At 55.3% G+C, this 20,132-nt stretch carries 27 protein-coding genes and 1 tRNA gene; 13 read left to right on the forward strand and 15 right to left on the reverse strand.

The window, feature by feature from the left end:
- Positions 1–172 precede the first annotated feature (172 nt).
- From ICA16_RS15155 to ICA16_RS28460, 6 genes are all read right to left on the reverse strand, one after another.
- Positions 173–655, reverse strand: a complete 483-nt coding sequence (locus ICA16_RS15155) for a hypothetical protein (protein WP_210700926.1) — start codon at positions 653–655, stop codon at positions 173–175.
- Positions 648–986 carry a hypothetical protein gene (locus ICA16_RS15160; RefSeq protein ID WP_210700927.1) on the reverse strand — a complete coding sequence of 113 codons (339 nt, stop codon included), beginning with the start codon at positions 984–986 and terminating at the stop codon, positions 648–650. The genes ICA16_RS15155 and ICA16_RS15160 overlap by 8 nt, the downstream gene beginning before the upstream one ends.
- Positions 983–3,682, reverse strand: coding sequence for a DUF5906 domain-containing protein (locus tag ICA16_RS15165; RefSeq protein ID WP_210700928.1), 2,700 nt, complete (start codon positions 3,680–3,682; stop codon positions 983–985). Before ICA16_RS15165 ends, ICA16_RS15160 begins: the two co-directional genes overlap by 4 nt.
- Entirely contained in the window at positions 3,679–3,885 is a 207-nt protein-coding gene (locus tag ICA16_RS15170) for a TraR/DksA C4-type zinc finger protein (RefSeq protein ID WP_101158491.1), read from the reverse strand. Before ICA16_RS15170 ends, ICA16_RS15165 begins: the two co-directional genes overlap by 4 nt.
- Entirely contained in the window at positions 3,878–4,366 is a 489-nt protein-coding gene (locus tag ICA16_RS15175; RefSeq protein WP_095669236.1) for a phage regulatory CII family protein, read from the reverse strand. The genes ICA16_RS15170 and ICA16_RS15175 overlap by 8 nt, the downstream gene beginning before the upstream one ends.
- 139 nt (positions 4,367–4,505) lie before the next feature.
- Positions 4,506–4,925, reverse strand: a complete 420-nt coding sequence (locus tag ICA16_RS28460; protein WP_210700929.1) for a Cro/CI family transcriptional regulator — start codon at positions 4,923–4,925, stop codon at positions 4,506–4,508.
- Between ICA16_RS28460 and ICA16_RS15185 the strand changes: the two genes are divergently transcribed.
- From ICA16_RS15185 to ICA16_RS15230, 10 genes are all read left to right on the forward strand, one after another.
- On the forward strand, positions 4,833–5,630 hold the full coding sequence (locus tag ICA16_RS15185; RefSeq protein WP_228734187.1) for a LexA family transcriptional regulator: 798 nt from the start codon (positions 4,833–4,835) through the stop codon (positions 5,628–5,630). The two genes, ICA16_RS28460 and ICA16_RS15185, sit on opposite strands and share 93 nt — an antisense overlap.
- 351 nt (positions 5,631–5,981) lie before the next feature.
- Positions 5,982–6,353 (forward strand): hypothetical protein, encoded by a 372-nt coding sequence (locus tag ICA16_RS15190; protein WP_210700931.1) that lies wholly within the window; start codon positions 5,982–5,984, stop codon positions 6,351–6,353.
- A gap of 10 nt (positions 6,354–6,363) precedes the next feature.
- Positions 6,364–6,639, forward strand: a complete 276-nt coding sequence (locus ICA16_RS15195; RefSeq protein ID WP_210700932.1) for a hypothetical protein — start codon at positions 6,364–6,366, stop codon at positions 6,637–6,639.
- Positions 6,636–7,019: a hypothetical protein gene (locus ICA16_RS15200; protein WP_210700933.1), complete on the forward strand. Its 384-nt coding sequence runs from the start codon at positions 6,636–6,638 to the stop codon at positions 7,017–7,019. Before ICA16_RS15195 ends, ICA16_RS15200 begins: the two co-directional genes overlap by 4 nt.
- Positions 7,016–7,258 carry a pyocin activator PrtN family protein gene (locus ICA16_RS15205; RefSeq protein WP_073473050.1) on the forward strand — a complete coding sequence of 81 codons (243 nt, stop codon included), beginning with the start codon at positions 7,016–7,018 and terminating at the stop codon, positions 7,256–7,258. Before ICA16_RS15200 ends, ICA16_RS15205 begins: the two co-directional genes overlap by 4 nt.
- 60 nt (positions 7,259–7,318) lie before the next feature.
- Positions 7,319–7,669: a hypothetical protein gene (locus ICA16_RS15210; protein WP_073473053.1), complete on the forward strand. Its 351-nt coding sequence runs from the start codon at positions 7,319–7,321 to the stop codon at positions 7,667–7,669.
- A 41-nt stretch (positions 7,670–7,710) separates the two neighbouring features.
- Positions 7,711–8,523 (forward strand): DUF2303 family protein, encoded by an 813-nt coding sequence (locus tag ICA16_RS15215; RefSeq protein WP_130910898.1) that lies wholly within the window; start codon positions 7,711–7,713, stop codon positions 8,521–8,523.
- A 72-nt stretch (positions 8,524–8,595) separates the two neighbouring features.
- Positions 8,596–9,003, forward strand: coding sequence for a hypothetical protein (locus ICA16_RS15220; RefSeq protein ID WP_210700934.1), 408 nt, complete (start codon positions 8,596–8,598; stop codon positions 9,001–9,003).
- 166 nt (positions 9,004–9,169) lie between these two features.
- Positions 9,170–9,385, forward strand: a complete 216-nt coding sequence (gene xisR, locus ICA16_RS15225; RefSeq protein WP_073473060.1) for an excisionase family protein — start codon at positions 9,170–9,172, stop codon at positions 9,383–9,385.
- Entirely contained in the window at positions 9,382–10,596 is a 1,215-nt protein-coding gene (locus tag ICA16_RS15230; RefSeq protein WP_210700935.1) for an Arm DNA-binding domain-containing protein, read from the forward strand. The genes xisR and ICA16_RS15230 overlap by 4 nt, the downstream gene beginning before the upstream one ends.
- Positions 10,597–10,704: 108 nt before the next feature.
- Here ICA16_RS15230 and ICA16_RS15235 read toward each other — a convergent pair whose 3' ends face one another.
- The 8 genes from ICA16_RS15235 to dapA form a co-directional block, all read right to left on the reverse strand.
- On the reverse strand, positions 10,705–11,352 hold the full coding sequence (locus ICA16_RS15235) for a hypothetical protein (protein WP_210700936.1): 648 nt from the start codon (positions 11,350–11,352) through the stop codon (positions 10,705–10,707).
- Positions 11,345–12,019 carry a hypothetical protein gene (locus ICA16_RS15240; protein ID WP_210700937.1) on the reverse strand — a complete coding sequence of 225 codons (675 nt, stop codon included), beginning with the start codon at positions 12,017–12,019 and terminating at the stop codon, positions 11,345–11,347. Before ICA16_RS15240 ends, ICA16_RS15235 begins: the two co-directional genes overlap by 8 nt.
- Positions 12,006–12,716, reverse strand: a complete 711-nt coding sequence (locus ICA16_RS15245; protein ID WP_210700938.1) for a hypothetical protein — start codon at positions 12,714–12,716, stop codon at positions 12,006–12,008. The genes ICA16_RS15240 and ICA16_RS15245 overlap by 14 nt, the downstream gene beginning before the upstream one ends.
- A gap of 343 nt (positions 12,717–13,059) precedes the next feature.
- Positions 13,060–13,149, reverse strand: a tRNA-Ser gene (locus tag ICA16_RS15250).
- Positions 13,150–13,232: 83 nt separating this feature from the next.
- The gene (gene purC / locus ICA16_RS15255; protein ID WP_042558078.1) at positions 13,233–13,946 is read right to left on the reverse strand and encodes a phosphoribosylaminoimidazolesuccinocarboxamide synthase; all 714 of its coding nucleotides are present in this window, start codon (positions 13,944–13,946) and stop codon (positions 13,233–13,235) included.
- A gap of 28 nt (positions 13,947–13,974) precedes the next feature.
- The gene (locus ICA16_RS15260; protein ID WP_042558077.1) at positions 13,975–14,736 is read right to left on the reverse strand and encodes an MBL fold metallo-hydrolase; all 762 of its coding nucleotides are present in this window, start codon (positions 14,734–14,736) and stop codon (positions 13,975–13,977) included.
- A gap of 4 nt (positions 14,737–14,740) precedes the next feature.
- On the reverse strand, positions 14,741–15,856 hold the full coding sequence (bamC, locus tag ICA16_RS15265; RefSeq protein WP_047300077.1) for an outer membrane protein assembly factor BamC: 1,116 nt from the start codon (positions 15,854–15,856) through the stop codon (positions 14,741–14,743).
- Between the two features lie 17 nt (positions 15,857–15,873).
- The gene (dapA, locus tag ICA16_RS15270; RefSeq protein ID WP_042558075.1) at positions 15,874–16,752 is read right to left on the reverse strand and encodes a 4-hydroxy-tetrahydrodipicolinate synthase; all 879 of its coding nucleotides are present in this window, start codon (positions 16,750–16,752) and stop codon (positions 15,874–15,876) included.
- Positions 16,753–17,089: 337 nt separating this feature from the next.
- Here dapA and ICA16_RS15275 point away from each other — a divergent pair, with 337 nt between their 5' ends.
- Together ICA16_RS15275 and ICA16_RS15280 are read left to right on the forward strand one after the other, a co-directional pair.
- Positions 17,090–17,650, forward strand: a complete 561-nt coding sequence (locus ICA16_RS15275; RefSeq protein WP_150603039.1) for a glycine cleavage system transcriptional repressor — start codon at positions 17,090–17,092, stop codon at positions 17,648–17,650.
- Between the two features lie 10 nt (positions 17,651–17,660).
- Positions 17,661–18,134, forward strand: a complete 474-nt coding sequence (locus ICA16_RS15280; protein ID WP_210700939.1) for a peroxiredoxin — start codon at positions 17,661–17,663, stop codon at positions 18,132–18,134.
- 157 nt (positions 18,135–18,291) lie between these two features.
- Here the strand turns inward: ICA16_RS15280 and ICA16_RS15285 are convergent, their stop codons facing one another.
- Positions 18,292–18,531: a sulfurtransferase TusA family protein gene (locus tag ICA16_RS15285; protein WP_150603040.1), complete on the reverse strand. Its 240-nt coding sequence runs from the start codon at positions 18,529–18,531 to the stop codon at positions 18,292–18,294.
- Positions 18,532–18,630: 99 nt separating this feature from the next.
- Between ICA16_RS15285 and ICA16_RS15290 the strand changes: the two genes are divergently transcribed.
- Positions 18,631–20,064 (forward strand): M48 family metalloprotease, encoded by a 1,434-nt coding sequence (locus tag ICA16_RS15290; protein ID WP_210700940.1) that lies wholly within the window; start codon positions 18,631–18,633, stop codon positions 20,062–20,064.
- The last annotated feature ends 68 nt before the right edge of the window (positions 20,065–20,132 follow it).

Raw genomic sequence — 20,132 nt, forward strand, 5'->3', positions numbered from 1 at the left:
AGCATGCCGAACACAAAAAAGAAAACCCCGCCGGAGGGCAGGGTTTTCAATGTCGCGGCATACGCCAGGACGAAGTGCACAGCACGTGCTCGGGGAAGCGCCAAGGCGCAGAATCCATATCGTGGGGACTTTTTACCCCCTGAGTACGGAACCGAAAAGGGGGCATTTTCGGTTATCCAACTTGACGCAACTTTGAGGCAACTTTGAGGAGACTTTGAGGCAAAGCGCCCCGACCAACGGTAAGCCACTTTCGTGCGTCCTTCCGCTCGGCCAGCACCTCAAAGAGTCGCACATGAAGGCGGTGTACAAGATCGTAGTAGGTTTGCTTCGCCTTTGAGACGTAGCCCAGTTCGTGCAACTGCGCTGCCCATGTTGGTGCAGGGTCAAAGCCATAACGCATAACCGCCAACTGTTGCAGCCTTTCACCCCGACCATCTTGCCGGGCTATCTCGGAAAGGGCGGCACCAACTTCCTGCGCAATTGCATCTGGTCCCGCACCACCGCCGAGAAGGATCCGAGAACCGGGTGTGCCTCGCGGCGCGCAACCGCCCCACTCCATGATCGTCGCCATCGGGCTACCCATGCCTCCGGCTTCACCGCCGTGTCGGCATTGCTCGCCCCAATGTTTCAGCAATAACTCCATCGCCTCAATCATTGCCCTGCCCCCGTAAAACCCAACCCGACACAGAAATAGCCCAACCCGACACAAACCCAACACACATAAATCCCTTTAAATTCAATGCTTCAATCAAACTTGTGTTTAGTGTGTTGGGTTTGTTGGGTTTATCAGTCGTCGCATAAGAAAAAATTCCTTCCGTTGAATTCGTTGCAAAGAACGTCATGCATGCGCGTGCGCGACACAAAACCCAACACACCCCACACAACACCCGCGAAGGCATGTAATTCGGGCACTCAAATTGTGTGGGGTATTCAAAATCAACCCGACACACACTCAACACACCCAACACACTTTTGAAAATAGTCATGCTGCAAGCGCCTTGATGTGATCCCAGCTGTCCACGTGCCAGCCCGCCAGCTTGGCCTTCGCCCGCCAGTTCTCCACCTGCTTGCCCAGCTCTGCCGCCTTGAGTGATGGGGGCGGGGAAGCATCCAGATCCACAGGAAAGAAAAACGCGCCGAAGCGACGGTTATTGCCGTCAGTCCAGGGTATCGCCCGCGTTTTATCCACCTCAGAACTGATGAATAGAGAGAACTTGGTCTGACTCATCACGTGCTCTTTATTGCGCTGACACCATTCGAGAAATAACGAATAGAGATCGGTCGATAGACACGGTCCCCAAAGCCCATGCCCCAGCTCGCTGTACTTCCACAGATGCAAGAATGTTTGCCAGCCGGCCCGACTCAAGGCCACCAAACGCTCACGCGCCTCGGTCGATGGCGGCCGCGTGCGCTGGTTGAAGTCCCCTAGATCGACCGACAGTAACCAACCGTAGAGCGCCGCCACCCCACCCTGCTCCAGTTCACGACCAATCGCCTTTTGCCTTGCGACTGGCAGGGTCTCCATAGGCCACATCACCAGCATTCGTCGATCACTGTCGCTGATTGGCCACGGAAGAATCTCGTTGCTGAGAAATACCGCATTCATATGGTTGGCTTCTTCCCAGCCATTAATGAACTTCGACTCCATCCGCACCGTTTTACCAGTGATCAAGTGCTTGATCTTGCCCACCTGGTTGTAACGCTGATCGCGACTGACCACCTCTTCGAAGACGGACCACAATTTGCGGCTTTGCCACGCGTTGAAACTGCTTTCCAATTGCGTCTGACCAACAGTCGCCGCGTATTGGCCGTAAAGCATGCCGAGTGCGTCAGCGAACAAAAGGCTCTTGCCCGAACCTTCCATGATCGAATGCATCAACACAGCGGTATCCATCTTGGCGCCCAGGTGCTGCAGCGGATACGCCAGCCAGCGAGTTAGCCAATCGGTTGCAGCTTCATCGTGGTTACAAAGAAATGAAATCAGCCAACGCAGGTTGGCACACGCTGCATCATCCCTGACTGGCTCAAGCGGCAACCCGTCAAAGGTATTGATGTACACCGCAGGATCCTTCGTCATGGTCGGATCAAACACGATGTGTTCAACATCGACGGTGCGGCGCTCACTGCTGTTCAACCACAGCGGGTAAGTGTCACCCAGCGCCATCTTCACCGCGCCCTCGGCTATACGCCGCTTCTTTTCCCGATCCCAAACGTCTTTGGTGCCATCGATGTAAACGTAGCGATCGGTTGGAGACATCCCGAATGCACCGCCTTTCTTCCCGGCCATACGGCGCGCCTGCTCGATCTCGCGAACATGATCGTCAGAAATCAGCCTCTTTCCGGTGTCGTCCAACCAGGCTTTGGCCAGTGGCTTGCCCACACGAGCTTCGAAGGCGGACTTCTTCATTACCTTCGATTGGTCGCAATCCCACACGTGCGTGGTGCCCTCGACCAACGCGAAACGACGCAGAATGTGGTCCAACGTTATGACCTCCCCCGCCCCCCCGTCAGGAGCAGGAGCGGCCTCGCTGGACGGGCATGTTTCATCGGAGATCGGCCCGCTCAATTCACCGGATGGGGTGGGGGGAAGATCATTCGGATCTGGACGGGCGGCGTGTTGCATGCCCAACATTCGCGCAGCATCCTTCACAGCCTTCGACTGGTCGCCACCGTGCTCGAGTAAGCAGAACACTTCAAAGGCGTCGTTCTGATGCCCGTTCGCGAGAGGGTCAGCACCGTGGTGCGAATAAACCTTGTCCTCACTGATCGTCACCCCTGGCAGACCGGTGCTGCTTTGAGGGTACAGCCACTTATTGCCTCGCTTGATGTATCCATGGGCACGAAGAAGCTCCGCAACATCGTGACAACGGTTGAATTCATCAATTACCGAGGGCCGTTTGCCGCCACCGAGTGCAGGACGCTTTTGGGCTTTGACCGGTGGCTTCGTTGGCGCAACCGCCCATGGACACGCAGCTTCAGCATCTCGCTTAAAAAACTCCCAATTCTGCCAAATGGTAAGCAGCTCGTTGGTCAGCCTCGGCAGCCCGTCAGTAGCACTTGGAGCGGTTTTCCAGATGTAAGGTTTGCCGGTACCGGGATGAATTGATGGTGGAAATACGTCTTGCACCAATCCCGCACGTAGTTCAAAGACCGTGAAGCGTTTGAACGGCTCGGCTTCGGTTCGTGCAGCAGCTTCTGCGGCAAGATCACCTTGCTCTTTCGCAGCCTTGGCCTTGTCCATCAACCCTTTGAAAATCGAACCGTCCGGGTCTTTTTCATTCGGCCATGAAAGTGAATGACGCGTGAGTTCGATGCCTTCCGGCACCTTGAACACTACCCGGAATCGCAGCGGATTCCCGACGATAGTCGGGAACACTACTGCCATCGCATCAAGGTCAAGGCCCAACAGTTCATACAGAACATGTCGCGTCCATTGAACGTCATCAACATCCAATGAACAAACGCGGCTCGGCCCCAGCACGACGCCAAGGTTGTGATTTGGGTTTCGTTGCCAGAACGCCTCGGCCGTGTCGGCGTCGGTGATATAGCCTCCGGGCTTATTCCACCCTAGGCCTTTCGGAGCCTTTTCACCTGGATCAATTGATACGAGTGCCAGGTCAAAAGTACTGATGTAACGCTTTGCCCATATAGCGATGGCTGTTCCTTTGCCCGTTTCACTCATCGCCGGGCCTCCCGCAACTCCTGACAAGAGACGCAGGTCTCGCAACCTTCAACCTTCTGCTGTCGAAGCAACGGGATTGGTTCGTCGCAGTCGTCACAGAACTGCGCGCTAACGCGGCTCGATGGCACGCGGCGACTGCGATGAATAGCAACATCAAGCAGGTATTGCGCCTGCTCGTTTGCGCGGTCGATATCATCAGCCATTGATGCGATCCTCCATCGCCTGACGAGCGCCCGCCATGATTCCAAGGACTTCGCGTATCACATCCATTCCGTGCTTTTCGAGATCCACGACTTCATGAAGCTCCCAGACGTTGTCCGCCGCGCCGTCGTGCATCTTGGCCACGAATTCACCGGTTTCCCCGAGTAGCTTACCAACCGCTTTCAAGGCATCACGGGTTGCCGGTACGGGCACGGGCCGGTACCAAACCGCACCTGCTGGACGCATCAATGCGTCCAGCAGGCGTGGATCAGCGGTCAGCCTGATAACTTCCTCAAGCTCATCTGGATTCAGCCAGCGGCGTTCTTCATCGAGCTTGAGTTTCTTCTGGAGGGTGTCGTTGTCCAACACCATTTCAAAGGCAAGGGCGGTGATTCCGCCCTTGTAGTCACGACCAGCGCGATAAATCGCTTGGCGTAGTGGCAGGACCGGACCAGCGTCCGGCAAAAGATCTGTGCGACTCATAACCGTAAATCCCCTGTTTACGGTGTAGCCATAGCCTAGGGCAAACCCTATCCTATGACCACGACCGATGTGCATGTGCTGTGTATCGTCGTAGTCGGGCTGGGGGATTCTTTGGTGAGAGGCCCCAGCTCGACACCTTTTAAGCGGCCCTGACCTTGCGGCGCGATCCGATTGGACGAATCTCTACCGCTGTACAGGCCCCCTTCTCATCAACCCGAACTCGAATATCCCGAGCTGAGTTGAGCATTTGAGAGACAGCGCTTTGCGATACCCCGATCAGTAAAGCCAGCTCTGGTTGAGTCTTACCCTCGGCGAAATCTCCCAAAGGAATTCCTATTTCGTTTGCCATCCACGTTTCCTCGAATGGGCGTTGCGGCATGGATATTAGTGTTACTTCTTTTGAACAGCAAGAAAAAAGACGTTTTGCTGTTTTGATAAAATAAGTCTTCCTTATAAATTGGGATGCATGATTACCTCGATACCCTTTTCTGCCGACGACGAGACCCGAAAAGCCGAAGCCATGCGCTTGAAGGCTATTTATCAGGATCGCAAACGGCATGATCCCTCCCTTACCCAGGACAAAATCGCCGATCTGTGCGAATGGGCTGGGCAAAGCGTTGTCAGCCAATACTTAAATGGCAGAATCCCTCTCAACATCGGAGCGCTGATCAAATTTTCGAATGTCTTGGGCTTTTCGCTTGAAGAGGTAAGTCCACGTCTCGCTGCTCTCGCCAAAATGCCCCGCCTGCGGCATTCGCAGGGCGGCAATGAAAGCTCAAGAACCCCCGACTGGGAAATGCATCAGATTGAAGTGTGGGATGACGAGACCCCGCTCGGGCCTGATGAAGTAGAGCTGCCATTCTTTAAGGAAGTGGAATTGTCTGCGGGTAATGGATCTCAGGTTAGGCTTGAAACAAATGGACGTAAGCTTCGCTTCGGGAAACGTACTCTCAAAAGAAAAAGCATCGATCCTGCTTCTGCTGGTTGCGCTCCAGTAACTGGGAACAGCATGGAGCCAGTGCTTCCGGATGGCAGTACCGTGGGTGTAGACACCGCGAATACAGTCGTTCAGGACGGCAAGATGTACGCCATTGATCATGACGGACAGTTGCGCGTGAAGCTTCTCTATCGATTGCCAGGCTCAGGTTTGCGCCTACGGAGCTACAACACCGAGGAACACCCGGACGAACGTTACGATGGCGACTACGTCCAACAGCACATTCGTATCATCGGGAAGGTTTTCTGGTATTCGGTAATGCTTTAAGAGATCCCTCCCCAAAGGCCCGTAAGGGTCTTTTTTTTCGTCTACTAATTTTATTTACCAAGTTTTATAAGTGATACTGTTGACATATTAAATCAGTAACACTAATTTTGCATCGGAATCTACCTCTCACCAAAGAGATCAAACCATGCAAATCACACAGCAAAGCGACACCCGCTGCCCTGTTTACCTGCACCCCTCCGCATGCTGCAGTCGCGCCGCAGTTGAAGACCTACAGCTTCGCACGGGACTTCTCGTCGTCAGCAACCCCAAGGGCCGTCCCGCCGCTATCAGGCCAGTCATTATCGCTAACGCATCCGAAGCCACTGCCGGGCCACTCGGAGACGACGCGGCATGAATAACTACCTCATCCCCCTCACTAAACAAGATCTGTTGCATCACATGCTCCAGGTTGGTGGAGGTGCCGTGTGCCCTCTTCAACGACCAGAGCAAACCATCTATGCAAGGTTTGATGTGGAGCTCACTCAAAACAGCGCAGTCGTCAGCGTTGAATTGGGAGGTCACACCGGCGAACTGACCCTCAAGCGGTCGGACCGAGCCAATCACCTTCATCTGCGGGATTTCATCCAGGACATTGCGAACGGCCGAATTGAATCAGCTCAACCCGCGCCACCCGAGCAGTCCGGCCGACTGGCGCAAATTGATCGAGCACTTGCGGACTCGGAAGCATTGCTTGCCCGCGTTCGCAAACTGATCGCTGCCTGAGGACTGCGCCATGAATCGCACCCTGGACGAAACAGCCGCATTGCTCGGACTCAAGCCCCGCGCCTTCCGCACCAGGTTGCGCGAGCTGAGCATTCTCAACAGCAGTGGCGATCTAGCCAGCCAGCACCGTGATCGCGGCTATCTGTATTCGGATCCGCGCAGCACCCTGATTCCATCCCTCAACAAGTGCCGTCATTACTCAGTGGTGATGGTGAAGGAAGAAGGGGTTGAATGGCTGGCCAAGAAGCTGGGAATCGCCATCACTAAAAAGGACGCCGCCGCATGAAAACCAACAACCTCAATGCCTACACGCAAGCCCTCGGCGCCCTGAAGCTGATCCCGATCTACTTGAACTGCCCGGGGGTAGTCAGCCGCGCAACGCTTGTTGGCGCCTCGACGGAAGCCATCCAACTACTGGAAAGCATGCCCGTACTAAGCACCGAGTTGGCCGAGGTATTCCGCTGCGTCAACAACGTGATCCTTGACGGGCAAGTCGCCTACGTTACGCCCACAAACTCGCCTGAGTACCCATTCGGCGCGGTAGTGGCTGACGCCAAGGGCAACATTTGTGCGGCTGCAATGGGCAAAAGTAAGGAAGGCCTCGCCGAGCTGATTCGCCTCAAGTTGCTGCCCCCATCGGAGGGGTTCGGGGAGAACGTAGCGTGAGCAACACACTTGAACAATTGCGACGTCAGTTCGCTACTCCATGCCCGACCCTAGCCGCTGTTCGGGAACAGTACTTCGCACACATTCGCACCGACCGCTACCTACTGGCAGAGATCAAGGCAGGTCGTATCGCGCTGGTCGTGAAGCGTTTGCACGGGTCGGCTCGTGCACAACGAGTGGTGTACCTGCACGACCTGGCCGAGTTCCTCGACGCCCAAGCGGCAAAGCAAGCGGCTTGATTTCAACGGTCGCCTCTGCCGTCCAGGGGCAAACAAATCGCACATCAATAGGCACAGCACATGAAACCTACGGATACGGCCGAATTCATCGGCGAACTCAACGCAGGCGTTTTCGCCAATCAGATCGGTCACGCCCTTTCTGAAGTGGCATCGGGAGTAGTTGATAACGGCAAGGTCGGCTCGGTCACTCTGACCTTCACCTTGAAGCAGATCGCCAACAGTCATCAAGTCACCGTCAATCACAAGCTCGCCTATAAGGTGCCTACCAAACGCGGCAGCCGTACCGAGGACACCACCCTCGATACCCCGATGCACGTCAATGAGGGCGGTCGCCTGACTTTGTTCGCCGAAGCCCCCCGCGCCGGTCAGCTATTCAACCGCGACGACGCCCCGATTCACGCGAAGTCCTAAACCGTTCGATTCCAAACCTCTCACCAAAGGAAGTCGATTCAATGGAAGCCAAAGCAATTCAGTTGATTCAGGACACCGCCGTTCTGGCCTATGCCAAGCCGCTGGATACTTTCACCCCAGCGCTGGTATTGCCGTCTGACCAGAAGATCCACAGCATCGAGAAATTTCAAGCCGCTCGTAGCCGGTTCCGCGGCGCGCTCACTACTCACTCGCTGCTGGACTTCGGCAATTACGTTATGACGCAAAGTGCCGAAGTTGTCGCGTCTGGTTTTGTGGACGCCGAAGCAATGTCGTGCACAGTCATTTTCAACCTGGGCGACACCAAGTCACCAGGGCACGGCGACTTCACCGCCACCCTGAACTTGAGAAAAACTGCTGCTTTCCGGGCGCTGGAGCGTGCAGCCTCCATTCAGTTCGCACAGAAAGACCTCAGCGATTGGATCGAGGATTGGGCATCGAATCTCCAAGCCCTCGCGGCTGATGACACTCCCATCGATTTGCGAAAAGCCGCGAGTGCCATCCGCTCCATCAGCATCGAGCAAGCACGCAAGAGCGAACACATCGTCGGCGACCTAAGCGCCTCCCGTTCAGCGATGGACCAGATTGAGGCGAAGTCCTCAGAAGGGTTGCCTGCTGAATTCCTGTTCACCGTCGAGCCATATGAAGGGCTGAAAGTCCAGATCATCCGCCTGCGTGTAGCCGTTCTTACTGGTGGGGATAAACCCCTCCTGCGCCTGCGCTGGATTGGAGAAGAACAGCTTCGCGAAGACTTGGCACAAGAATTCAAGGAAGTCGTGCAGCACGAAGTCGGGGGCGGCGCGCAATTGACTATTGGCAATTTCAACTTGGGTTAACAACACCAATCCCCCCTCCGCCGGCCTCTCACCAAGTATCCCGGCGGAGGGATCTACTGAGGTACACAGCACATGACTGCAATTCAAATCTACGTACTCATCGCCCTGATCATCTTGGCCGGGCTACTTGTCTGGGCCGGTTATTTCATGGGGCATAACGACGGTATGTCCGCAGGCATGAAAGAAAGCGATGCGATCCAGCGGGCCGAAAGCGCAAAGACCATTCGCGAATTGAAGGCTTCCCTCGACTTCATTAAGGCTGACTACGCCCGCCTGGCGCAATTCAGCAAGCGCCTTCAAGGCGGACTGGCCCTCGGCGAAACCGATCGTCAGGCGCTACTCGACATCGCCGAGAAGCTTCGGATTGCCGCCGAGACGTTCGCCGCCTTCCGCACAGGTAAAAAACTCGAAAGAGACACGATTGAGCTGCGTGATAAAGCGCTTGCCATGGCAGCCCTTCGTGCTCCGGTGACTTCATGACAGCGCTTCGCCGAACGGTTCGAATTCGTCGAGGGCAAATGCCACCTCTCGACTTACAGACCATCTGCGACAAGTGCGAAACCTCGCGAGCACATGGCAACCATCAACAATGCAGCAAGCAGCGCCAAGCCGAAGGCATCGCCCGGCGAGCAGCGGAGAAATCACAATGAGTGCAGCAGAGAAAATCGACTTCCACATCACACCTGGCGCCTGGTTCCGCCAAGACTTGCTGTACCCGGTTTTCGGCCTGAGCACCGAAGCAGTCCGCAAGTACCGCACCCGCGGCCTGTGGCTTGAGGGCAAACACTGGCGGTATGACCCGGCTAACGTAATCGTCTACAACCGCGCAGCCATTGAGCGTTGGATGGAAGGGAAACCATGATCGATAAGATGCCGACCGGCGTTGAGATGAATGGCAAGCAGTTGCGTATCTGGTTCATCTTCAACGGCCAACGGTGCCGAGAACCACTGGAAGGAATCTCAAAAGTAAACAAGGCCGCTATCGCATACGCGGATAACAAGCGTCGGACCATCCTCGCAGAAATCAAAGAGGGTCGCTTCGACTACGCGGCACACTTTCCGAAATCGCCCAGGGCTGCAATGTTCACAGGCACTGGCGGCCCTTCGCTGAAGCGTACAGTGAAGGAAGGCATAGATCGTTGGCTAGAGGTTCAGTACGCGCTCAAAGCATCAAGCACCGTCGTCAACTACGTGAGCAAAGCAGTACACGTTGAGAAGAAATTCGGTAAGCGTCGGATCGTCGACATCAGCAAGAGCGACATCGAGCTTTTTCAAGCGCAGTTGTTGAAGCAAGGCCTGGCCCCGAAGACAGTGAACGACATTTTCACCGTCGTTCGCGGCGTCTGGGCCGACGCATTCGGTGACGGAATATTGAAAGCCAACCCACTCGACCGGATCAGCAACGTCGGGGCGGACGTCGACCTCGAGCACGCTGACCCCTTCAGTCGCACCGAGATCGAGCTGATCGGTAAAACGGACCCCGGCCGGCGAGCTGATGCCCGAATGATTGAGTTCAACTGCTGGGCCGGGCTGTCTCTGTCCGAGCTTATCGGACTGGCTGCTGAAGACGTCGACCTCCAAGCCGGCCTGGTACACGTTCGCCGGGCATTGGTCATCGGCGAATTCAAAGTACCTAAGGAGCGCTCCAGGGTGCGAGCGGTTGAGCTGATAGACCCAGCGCTCGAACTTATGCGGGAAATTATGGCTGCCGCCAAGGACGCAATAGCCGAAGAGATCACGGTGATCCAACGCGACAACATCACCTCAAAAAATGTGAAAGTGAAGTTCCTTTTCCGCAGTTCCACCAGCGGCTTACTTTGGAATGGCAAAACATTGAGCAATTGGTTTACCGCCCACCTGAAAAAGGCAGAAGTCCGCCACAGAGGTGCCAATCAGTGCCGCCATACATTTGCCAGCCAGATGCTATCGAGCTACGTTCCGGTCGAATGGGTGGCGCGGCAGTTGGGACATACCGATACAACCATGGTGCGAAAGCATTACGGAAGGTGGATACCGAAGGATACTAAAAGTATGGCTGGGATGGTTTCCAAAATGCTGGGATTCAGACAATAATTCAACACAACACTCTTTACTCAAAACAACCAAATATAAAAACGCCCCAACAAATAAAACTATCGGGGCGCTTTCATCTTTTGAATAAAAAAGAATTTACAGCAACTTCTATTTCGCACGCATTTCTTCAAGAAGTTTTATGCCTACGTTCACCGCTTCTGTAAATTTTATAGGAGCCGACTCAAACAGGCCGAACGACCCAACAACTTCTTCCGGTCTGAATCGGTAAGCTGCACCAATCAAATTCTTCTGCGAATCTTTCCTCTCCGGAGTTAGTTTAGGCTCCAAAGCAGAATATATATTGGTTTGCCATTGAGTATCGTCATCCCGATTCTCCCAAGAGGCAAGATCTAAAATATCAAAACCCAAACTATCAAAAAAACCTAAGATAAATGTTGCGCAAGTTAATCCCGCACCTGGAGAGTCGATAAACTCCAGATCACCGTTGAAAACCGAGGCTCCGGTATATTCCATACCATATGGTATTCCAGCCGAATTCTCATCATATAAACGAGATGCGTGCTCAGCAAAAAGCTCAAGTTCCTCCTCGTCAAAGTGCTTGTTTGGCACGGATCGATAAGGAGCATTGTAAGGATCGCACTTTAGAGTGTAGTGCCACGCCAAATGCAATAGGCTCAGATTTTTCCTACTACGATCTTTGAAAACCAATGCTGCGTGGCGCTGCCCAGGAGTCGACGTTTGAAGAATCGCGGCCCCGAACAGCCCCACATCGCCAATGAGTTTAACTTCAGGCAATCTTGACTACCTTAGGTCGAGACAACCCCCGCAACGCGCGCTCCGGATCTTGTTCCGTTTCTTTAAGGTGAGCATTTACACGATCATAAAGAGCAGTCCAATTACTCAGCTTGTCTCTCATTCGAAAGGAAGTGCGCAAAATAGATACGCTTGTAATTTTCCGCATCAAACTTGGGTCAGCGACAACCAAGAGCTCGTTCAAACTCCAAAGATCTTTAGCCTTTATATAATCCTCAACAACATCCACAACTGCTCGAATAGCCAATCTACTTTGCTCAGGTTCAACAATCGCAGCTGCATCCAATGCATAGATCGAATCAAGCTGCTCTTCAATTGCAGCTATGATCTTTCCAGTAATGGGCTTAACCTTGATATCGATAAGCTCATTAACTGTCCACCCATCTTTAACATCGAGGACGCCAATAACACTTTCGTTGAAACCCGTTAAATCACTATGTCGCTTAGCAGCAGCTAACTTAGCTGCATCCCGGAAGGAACCATATGATACGACATTCGACCTAAACTCATAAGCCGGAAATGCAGATGTCGAACTCGGAACTACGACCATTCCAACGCGAGTTGAATTATTAAAATCCGTTATCCTTCTTTCAATAGGCGCCATCATCACTGAGGACTCCAACATGTAAGGTGCATTATCCATTTGCATTTTTTTCAACTCCTGCTAACGAACGAGCCTCACTAAAGAATGCCGAAACAATAGATTTGTAAGTATCAGCATGCGGCAGCTTGGAAGTTGGACTAGTATTTAGATCCAACTCTAGTTGTATCAGATGATTATGCTTCGTGGCCAGCGCCTCATTGTTCTGATACTGAACAGTTTGACTTAAAAGTTGTGACCACTTCGTTAGCCTGTTCATCACCATGCCACTGATTTTAGGAAATTTCTTTGCTCTATTAACCTGAACCATAAGGTCAGATGCATCAGAGCCAAAATTTATCCCTGGCACCAACTCTTTGAACATCAGATTACTTTTTTCCAACGACTCTGGGAAAACGTTCAATGTCACGCCCATAGCCAATCTCGCGACTGTTGGAAATTTCAGCACATTAATCCGTGATTCAAAATTCGCGCAGACTACTGAAAATTCACCAAGGGTTGGATGACTCATGGGATCACTAGGCATGGCCGTAAGCGCGATATCTACGCGACCGGGATGCGAGGTAATGACGAGCCGCCCCCCTTCGTAGGGGCCCTCCTGAATGGACAGCTGCTGAGCTGGACGATTTGTGACCGACTCAGGCTCTGCTCCAACGACGGATTGCCAAGACACCTTAACGCCCTCTGGTACTCCCAGGAGAGTGAAACGAATTGTCTCAGTGGCCCAAGCGGTGGTCTGCGTCATTGATATTCACTTATCAGTTTGATGGTACGAGGATTGTGTGAATCCATTTCACACGAGCTCTTAATATTCCCATTGCGGGAACGCTTCAAATCATAAACGGAGTCTAGCTAACTTTGCCCACGCTTGCCTAGGTTGTGTACACGAACAATTGTACGTTTAGGACATTTCCTAAACTCCGTGCGATGGTGTCCCCACTCTCAAGGCATTTTTGACCTTCCCAACCAAGCTTCAATGTCTGCGAGACCTAGTAGAAATGCCCTAAATTTGCCCTAAAAATTTCATTAAAAACGAAAAAACCCCCGTAACCATCAATGGCTACGGGGGTTTCATCTTTTACTAATAATGGCGGAGAGATAGGGATTCGAACCCTAGGTACCGGTGAAGGTACAACGGATTTCGAATCCGTCCCATTCGGCCACTCTGGCATCTCTCCAACGGCGCGCATCATAACAACACTTTTACCGAAAGCAAACCCTCTTTCGAAAAAATCTGCGTGCTATCAGATGCTTGCGTCGATTAAAGCGGTACGCCCAGACGATTGGCGACTTCTTCGTAGGCTTCGATAACGTCACCGAGGCCTTGGCGGAAGCGGTCTTTGTCCATCTTCTTCTTGGTGTCCTTGTCCCACAGACGGCAGCCGTCCGGGCTGAACTCGTCGCCCAGGACGATGGAGCCGTCGCTGAATACGCCGAATTCAAGCTTGAAGTCGACCAGCAGCAGGCCGGCGTCGTCGAACAGTTTGCTCAGGACTTCGTTGACCTTGAGCGACAGTTCTTTCATGCGAACCAGTTGCTCGGCGGTGCCCCAGCCGAATGCCACGACGTGGGATTCGTTGATGAACGGGTCGCCCTTGGCGTCGTCCTTCAAGAACAGTTCGAAGGTGTACGGATTGAGCTTGATGCCCTCTTCCACACCCAAGCGCTTGACCAGGCTGCCCGCAGCGTAGTTACGCACGACGCATTCGACCGGGATCATGTCCAGCTTCTTCACCAGGCACTCGTTGTCGCCCAGCAGTTTGTCGAATTGGGTCGGAATGCCGGCCGCTTCGAGCTTCTGCATGATGAAGGCGTTGAACTTGTTGTTCACCATGCCTTTGCGGTCGAGCTGTTCGATACGCTTGCCGTCGAACGCCGAAGTGTCGTTGCGAAACAGCAGGATCAAGCGGTCAGCGTCGTCGGTCTTGTAAACCGATTTGGCTTTGCCGCGGTAGAGTTCTTCACGTTTTTCCATGATGGGCTCCGCTTGCTAAGTAGGTGGGCTAGGCGATGTGGCGCCAGTCGAGCCCTGAATCTTGATCGGCCAGTTGCAGCCAGTCCGGGTCGCACCCAAGGGTGTCGACAAAACATTGTCGGGCCAGCTGCGGCAAGTTGTTCTTGCTGCTCAGATGAGCCAGGACCAGATGTTGCAGCCCCTGCCAGCCCAGCTCGGACACCAGGAATGCCGCCTGATGGTTGTTCAAATGTCCCAGCTCGCCGCCCACCCGCTGCTTGAGAAAGTACGGGTAATGACCACGGGCCAGCATGTCACGGCAATGGTTGGATTCGATCATCAACGCATCGAGATCCCGATAACCCTCCAGCACCCGCTCGCAGTAGGAACCCAGGTCGGTCAGCAGGCCGAAGCGCCGCTGCTCGATGTCACTGAATACATACTGGGTCGGTTCCTGCGCATCGTGGGCCACGGCAATGACCCCGATGTTCAGTGCACCGATCTGCAGTTGCTCGCCGCCGGCCAGAAAGCCTGCGGGTTCAATCGGTTTGCGCATCCCGCGCAGTGTGCCGCGACTGAGGTAGACCGGCAGATTGTAACGCCGAGACAGTAAACCCACGCCATGCACGTGGTCGGCATGTTCGTGGGTTACGAGTATCGCGCTCAGTTGCGCCGGGTTTACACCCAGGCGCAACAGGCGTTTTTCGGTTTCCCGCAGGGAAAAACCACAATCCACCAGCACATACGTATCAGCACTGGCGATCAGCGTGCCGTTCCCTTGGCTACCGCTGCCGAGAACGGCAAAACGCATGTGATCAGCCCAGGTTGTCCTGAATGACGCTCAACACTTTGCGCGCCACATCGGCAGGCGCAACGGTGTTGATGTTTTTCTCGACGGTGACCTGAATGTTCTCGCCAACCTTGCTCAGGCGAACCTGATAACGCTCGGCACGGGCTTCAACTTCTTCCTTGCTCGGCGCGCTGCCGAACAGGCTGCTGAAAAAACCAGGCTTGTCGTCTTTCTTCTCGGCTTTTTCGGCCAAGTTGATGTAGTACAGGCCCAGGCTGCGGTTGATGTCTTCAACGCGCCATTCGCCTTGTTCCAGTGCGCGACCAACGCTCGACCAGGCACGGTCAAGGTCGGTACCGACGTTCAACACCGGGTTACCGCTGCCGTCTTCGTTGAGACTGACACGGCTCGGGGTATCGAAATCACGGGACGCCAACATCGACACGGAACCGCCCTTCTCGGAGATACGGCTCATGCTCGCGAGCATGTCGTCGACCAGAGCGGCGTCCAGACCCGTGTTGACCGAACGGTTGGTGAAGGCCACGTCGGCGCTGCTGCCGGCAGGACGCTCGGCGCTGACCACGTAGATTTCACTGGTGTTACGCTGCACGCCGGGCTCGATCCGCACACGAACGCGGGTTTCGCTGTCGGTGCTGACGCCGGCTGCGCTCAGGCGCTTGGCCATTGCTGCCGACAGTTCGTCGGAATGCTGCCAGGTGGTGGTGAATTCGCCGGTTTGCGGACGCTGTTCATCCAGACGGAAACCGTTGTCCTGGAAGAACTGCACAGCCACTGGCCAGACTTCGGCCGGTGGATGCTGGGCCACGACCCAACGGGTATCGCCACTCTTCTGCAGCGAGTAGTCGCTGGCATCGGCAACGGCCGACAACGGCTGAGGACGCGGAACCACGTACTCGCCCTTGGCGGTGTCGTCAGCGACGTTGCGCGGGATCGGCAGCAGCGGATCCAGACGCTTGGATGTGCTGACATCCGCTGGCAGTTGCATCGGTGCAGTCTGTTGCGCTTGCAGGTAATCGCTACCACGGTCGCGGAAATAACCTTCCGGCCCCCAGACCCATCCGCAGCCGCTGGTGCTGGAGATAATCAAGGCAAGTGCGGAAAGTCCGGCCATTCGCTTCATGCGTTGTACTTCCTCAATTAAACCAGGACGCTGCACTGGCGCAGGGCCGAGCGAAGCGTTTCATGACAAGGAGTGCTCAGCCAGGTGAGTGGCAGGCGGATGCCTTCGTGCATCAGGCCCATTTCAACCAAAGCCCATTTCACCGGAATCGGGTTGGCTTCGATGAACAGGTCTTTGTGCAGCGGCATCAGTTTTTCGTTGATGGCCCGTGCGGTCTCGGCGTCGCCCTTGAGCGCGGCCTCGCACAGATCAGCCATTTCGCGCGGAGCGACGTTGGCAGTAACCGAGATATTGCCCTTGCCGCCCAGCAGGATCAGTTCGACGGCGGTCGGGTCATCGCCGGACAGCACGATGAAGTCCTTGCTCACGCCATCGATGATCGCTTTGGCACGAACCAGGTCGCCGGTGGCTTCCTTGATGCCGATGATGTTCGGCACGGTGGACAGGCGAATCACGGTCTCGGCCTGCATGTCGCAAGACGTGCGGCCAGGAACGTTGTAGAGAATCTGTGGAATGTCGACCGATTCGGCGATGTGTTTGAAATGCTGATACAAGCCTTCCTGAGTCGGCTTGTTGTAGTACGGAACGACCAGCAGGCAGGCATCGGCACCGGCTTCTTTGGCGTTGCGGGTCAGCTCGACGGCTTCGCGAGTCGAGTTGGCGCCAGTGCCGGCGATGACCGGAATACGGCCTGCAACCTGTTTGACCACGGCTTTGATGACGGCGATGTGTTCTTCTACATCAAGGGTTGCCGACTCGCCGGTAGTACCGACCGCGACAATGGCATGGGTGCCGTTCTTGAGGTGGAAGTCCACGAGTTTGCTGAGGCTGTCCCAGTCAAGACGCCCTTGTGCATCCATGGGAGTGACCAGTGCCACCATACTGCCCGCAATCATGAAACCGCTCCTGCCGGAAAAAGAGAGCGGTAATGGTACTGGCGCCAAGATGCTTGCACAAGCAAAGTACTGCGCTGCCGCCATTCCCCTTGGCGCCGCTTTTCGCTACCCTTCAGACTTTGATCGGTACTGATCAGCTTGTACGCCGGGTTTCAGCCTCCCTTTTCGGCCTCCCAGGCCCCGTTCCAGCGTCGCATCGACGCGCTCCCGTTGAGTGGAGCGAGCCGCGAGCGCTTGCCGGGGCTTTCTGAACGGACAGCCTTAATGGGCACACGGGCACTCTGCGGCGATCAACGCCCGTAAACCTACCGACCGCTCATCGCTTTAGGAATGCTGCATGTCCACCCCCACAGTTCGCGAACAATTCCTTGTCATCAGTGCCCTCGGCGCCAACCCCATGGAGCTGACTAACGTCCTGTGCCGCGCCAGCCATGAAAATCGCTGCGCCGTGGTTACATCCCGTTTGACCCGCCATGGCGAGTGCAGCGCACTGATTCTCGAAGTCTCTGGCAGCTGGGACGCCCTCGCGCGCCTGGAAGGCAGCCTGTCAGGTCTTGCCAAGAAGCACGCCTTTACCGTCAACGTGGTGCGCAGCGCACCACTGGAGAACCGTCCGCAGGCGCTGCCATACGTGGCTTACGTCAGCTCGGCGTATCGTCCGGACATCATCAATGAGCTGTGCCAGTTCTTCATGGATCACAACGTCGAACTGGAAAACCTGACGTGCGACACGTATCAGGCACCACAGACCGGCGGCACCATGCTCAACGCCACCTTCACCGTGACCCTGCCGGCCGGCACCCAGATCAGTTGGCTGCGTGATCAGTTCCTGGATTTCTCCGATGCGATGAACCTGGATGCGCTGATCGAACCTTGGCGTCCACAGAACCCAATGTAAGGAAGTTTTCATGGCTGTTGTCATCGACCAACCGGTTGCAGATTTCGAAGCACCTGCCACCAGTGGGCAAACCGTCAGCCTGTCTGCCCTGAAGGGCAAGCAAGTGGTGATCTACTTCTATCCGAAGGACAGCACCCCGGGCTGCACCACCGAAGGCCAGGGCTTTCGTGACCAGTACGCGGCGTTCAAGGCTGCCAACACGGAAATCTTCGGCATCTCCCGCGATAGCCTGAAGTCCCACGAGAACTTCAAGGGCAAGCAGGAGTTCCCGTTCGAGCTGATCAGCGACAAGGACGAGGCTGTCTGTCAGTTGTTCGACGTGATCAAGCTCAAGAAGCTTTACGGCAAGGAATACCTGGGCGTTGATCGCAGCACTTTCCTGATTGATAAGGACGGCGTGCTGCGCCAGGAATGGCGGGGCGTGAAAGTGCCGGGGCATGTTGATGCTGTTTTGGCTGCTGCTGAAGCGCTGAATAAGGCCTGAAGATCAAAAGATCGCAGCCTGCGGCAGCTCCTACATTTTCGATGTTAGATCGCATATTTTGCGGCGACACCGAAAACTGTAGGAGCTGCCGCAGGCTGCGATCTTTTGCTTTAAAGCAACGGCGCCACCACCCGCTCCTTGCGCGACGCTATTGCCTTCAGGCTTTTTTCAACCAGTAACGGTAGACGCCTGCTTCGTCTTCTTCGCGCAGCAGCGTATGACCGGCCAACTTGGCAAAGGTGCGAAAGTCGCGCTGGGAGCCCGCATCGGTGGCGATCACCTTCAGCACCGCGCCGCTTGCAAGCTTGTTGAGTTCCATTTTTGCCTTGAGCAACGGCAACGGACAATTCAGGCCGCTGGCGTCCAGCTCTGCGTCATGGGCTACAGCGTCAGTCATTGCGTCACTCCGGATCAGGTCAGTCGAGCAGCCTAGAATATCTGGTCGCAAGCCCGGTGTCCGGCTACAGTAAGGTCTTTGTCTTCTAAGGCTTTGTGCATGACTTTTCTGCGCCCTACCCTGCTGACGCTCGCTTGCCTGCTCGCCTCACCAGGCTTTGCCGACGATCTGCCGTCACTCGGCGACGCCAGTTCTGCCATTGTCTCGCCACAACAGGAATACCAGCTCGGTCGCGCCTGGTTGGCCATGTTGCGCAGCCAGGTTTCACAGCTCAATGATCCGCAACTCAAAGACTACGTCGAATCCAGCGTTTACAAGCTGGTGGAGACCAGCCAGGTCAGCGACCGACGCCTGGAGTTCATCCTGATCAACAGCCCGCAGCTCAACGCCTTCGCGGCACCGGGCGGCGTGGTCGGGGTCAACGGTGGCTTGTTCCTCAACGCACAGACCGAGGGCGAATACGCTTCGGTGCTGGCTCACGAATTGGCTCACTTGTCGCAGCGCCACTTTGCGCGCGGCGTCGAAGCTTCGCAACGCATGCAGGTGCCGATGATGGCGGCGCTGCTGGCCGGTATTGTGATTGCAGCGGCCGGTGGCGGTGACGCCGGGATCGCGACCATTGCCGGTACTCAGGCAGCGGCGCTTCAGGAGCAGCGGCGGTTCTCCCGCCAGAACGAGCAGGAGGCCGACCGTATCGGCATCCTCAACCTGGAAAAGGCCGGATACGACCCACGTTCGATGCCAACCATGTTCGAGCGCTTGATGCGTCAATATCGCTTCGATGCCAAACCACCGGAATTCCTCCTGACTCACCCGGTGACCGAATCGCGTATCGCCGACACCCGCAACCGCGCCGAACAGGCCAGGCCCGGCGGCATCGAAGATACCAAGCGTTATCAGTTGATCCGCGCCCGCGTGCAGTTGATCTACGAAGAGACACCAGGACTGGGCGCCAAGCGTTTCCGTGCGCAACTGGACGAGAACCCTCAAAACGACGTGGCCCGCTATGGTCTGGCCATCGCGCAGATCAAGGGCGGTCAGTTGAACGAGGCGCGGGAGAACCTCAAACAGTTGCTGACCAAAGCGCCGAACGAGATCATCTACAACCTCGCTCAGGTCGATCTGGACATCACCAACAATCGCCTGCCCGATGCCCAGTCGCGTGTCGACCGAATGCTCACGCAATACCCCGGCAACTATCCACTGAATCAGGTTCGCGTCGATCTTCTGCTCAAGCAGAACCGCGCGGCCGATGCCGAAAAAGCGCTGGAGGGATTGCTCAAGACTCGCCCGGATGATCCGGATGTCTGGTATCAGGTTGCCGAAACCCGTGGCTTGTCTGGCAACATCATTGGCCTGCACCAGGCGCGCGCCGAATACTTTGCCTTGGTCGGCGATTACCGTCAGGCGATCCAGCAACTGGATTTCGCCAAGCGCAAGGCTGGCAGCAACTTCCCGCTGTCCTCGCGGATCGATGCCCGCCAGCGCGAACTGATGGAGCAGGAGCGCATGGTCAAGGACATGATGGGCTGACGCTTCTTCGCGATTGAAATGCTTCAGGCATAAAAAAACCGCCTCTTTCGAGGCGGTTTTTATTTACC

Source organism: Pseudomonas anatoliensis, assembly GCF_017976235.1.
GTDB lineage: Bacteria > Pseudomonadota > Gammaproteobacteria > Pseudomonadales > Pseudomonadaceae > Aquipseudomonas > Aquipseudomonas anatoliensis.

Bases quoted from the DNA above. Each gene is read 5' to 3' on its own strand.
- ICA16_RS15195 (WP_210700932.1), top strand. From the start codon at position 6,364: ATGAATCGCACCCTGGACGAAACAGCCGCATTGCTCGGACTCAAGCCC.
- ICA16_RS15165 (WP_210700928.1), bottom strand. From the start codon at position 3,682: ATGAGTGAAACGGGCAAAGGAACAGCCATCGCTATATGGGCAAAGCGT.
- ICA16_RS15200 (WP_210700933.1), top strand. From the start codon at position 6,636: ATGAAAACCAACAACCTCAATGCCTACACGCAAGCCCTCGGCGCCCTG.
- bamC (WP_047300077.1), bottom strand. From the start codon at position 15,856: ATGAAGCGAATGGCCGGACTTTCCGCACTTGCCTTGATTATCTCCAGC.
- ICA16_RS15260 (WP_042558077.1), bottom strand. From the start codon at position 14,736: ATGCGTTTTGCCGTTCTCGGCAGCGGTAGCCAAGGGAACGGCACGCTG.
- dapA (WP_042558075.1), bottom strand. From the start codon at position 16,752: ATGATTGCGGGCAGTATGGTGGCACTGGTCACTCCCATGGATGCACAA.
- ICA16_RS15245 (WP_210700938.1), bottom strand. From the start codon at position 12,716: ATGACGCAGACCACCGCTTGGGCCACTGAGACAATTCGTTTCACTCTC.
- ICA16_RS15280 (WP_210700939.1), top strand. From the start codon at position 17,661: ATGGCTGTTGTCATCGACCAACCGGTTGCAGATTTCGAAGCACCTGCC.
- ICA16_RS15290 (WP_210700940.1), top strand. From the start codon at position 18,631: ATGACTTTTCTGCGCCCTACCCTGCTGACGCTCGCTTGCCTGCTCGCC.
- ICA16_RS15155 (WP_210700926.1), bottom strand. From the start codon at position 655: ATGATTGAGGCGATGGAGTTATTGCTGAAACATTGGGGCGAGCAATGC.
- ICA16_RS15240 (WP_210700937.1), bottom strand. From the start codon at position 12,019: ATGCAAATGGATAATGCACCTTACATGTTGGAGTCCTCAGTGATGATG.
- ICA16_RS15210 (WP_073473053.1), top strand. From the start codon at position 7,319: ATGAAACCTACGGATACGGCCGAATTCATCGGCGAACTCAACGCAGGC.
- ICA16_RS15230 (WP_210700935.1), top strand. From the start codon at position 9,382: ATGATCGATAAGATGCCGACCGGCGTTGAGATGAATGGCAAGCAGTTG.
- xisR (WP_073473060.1), top strand. From the start codon at position 9,170: ATGAGTGCAGCAGAGAAAATCGACTTCCACATCACACCTGGCGCCTGG.
- ICA16_RS15175 (WP_095669236.1), bottom strand. From the start codon at position 4,366: ATGAGTCGCACAGATCTTTTGCCGGACGCTGGTCCGGTCCTGCCACTA.
- ICA16_RS15215 (WP_130910898.1), top strand. From the start codon at position 7,711: ATGGAAGCCAAAGCAATTCAGTTGATTCAGGACACCGCCGTTCTGGCC.
- ICA16_RS15190 (WP_210700931.1), top strand. From the start codon at position 5,982: ATGAATAACTACCTCATCCCCCTCACTAAACAAGATCTGTTGCATCAC.
- ICA16_RS15285 (WP_150603040.1), bottom strand. From the start codon at position 18,531: ATGACTGACGCTGTAGCCCATGACGCAGAGCTGGACGCCAGCGGCCTG.
- ICA16_RS15170 (WP_101158491.1), bottom strand. From the start codon at position 3,885: ATGGCTGATGATATCGACCGCGCAAACGAGCAGGCGCAATACCTGCTT.
- ICA16_RS15160 (WP_210700927.1), bottom strand. From the start codon at position 986: ATGACTATTTTCAAAAGTGTGTTGGGTGTGTTGAGTGTGTGTCGGGTT.
- ICA16_RS15185 (WP_228734187.1), top strand. From the start codon at position 4,833: ATGATTACCTCGATACCCTTTTCTGCCGACGACGAGACCCGAAAAGCC.
- purC (WP_042558078.1), bottom strand. From the start codon at position 13,946: ATGGAAAAACGTGAAGAACTCTACCGCGGCAAAGCCAAATCGGTTTAC.
- ICA16_RS15220 (WP_210700934.1), top strand. From the start codon at position 8,596: ATGACTGCAATTCAAATCTACGTACTCATCGCCCTGATCATCTTGGCC.
- ICA16_RS15275 (WP_150603039.1), top strand. From the start codon at position 17,090: ATGTCCACCCCCACAGTTCGCGAACAATTCCTTGTCATCAGTGCCCTC.
- ICA16_RS28460 (WP_210700929.1), bottom strand. From the start codon at position 4,925: ATGCCGTTTGCGATCCTGATAAATAGCCTTCAAGCGCATGGCTTCGGC.